A 387-nucleotide genomic window follows, 5' to 3' on the forward strand; every position below is an offset into this window, starting at 1 on the left:
GGCGAGAGCAGCGGCTCGAGCCAGGTCAGCAACCGTTCGGGGTGGTCGACGTCGACGTCATAGCGGCCGATGCTCGTGAGCCTGCCGAGATCCAGCGTGTAAGCGAGCAGCGTCGCGCCGTCGGTGGCAAGACCGTCGGTGGTACGGCCAGGTGCGCTGCCGCGGCTTGCATCGGCCAGATAGTCGGGCATACGGGCGACGACATCACGCTCTTCGCGCCGTAGATCGCTCTTCAGCTCGATCACGGTGGCGCCCCACGCCACGTCGATCCGCCCACTGTTGTCGACAAGGTAGCGCTCGTGCTCTAACTCGCTGAACGCGGCGCCGAAGCCTTCTCGCAGCAGTTCCGTGATCAGGCCCCGCAACGCCTCGTGTCGTGGCCGGGAA

Annotated in this window: 1 pseudogene; it reads right to left on the minus strand. The window is 66.7% G+C overall.

The features are described from left to right. A pseudogene (locus EN780_RS38395) lies at positions 1-365 on the minus strand (hypothetical protein); the annotation flags it as partial. Between the last annotated feature and the right edge of the window lie 22 nt (positions 366-387).

This window comes from Mesorhizobium sp. M4B.F.Ca.ET.089.01.1.1, from assembly GCF_004022605.1.
Lineage (GTDB): Bacteria > Pseudomonadota > Alphaproteobacteria > Rhizobiales > Rhizobiaceae > Mesorhizobium > Mesorhizobium abyssinicae.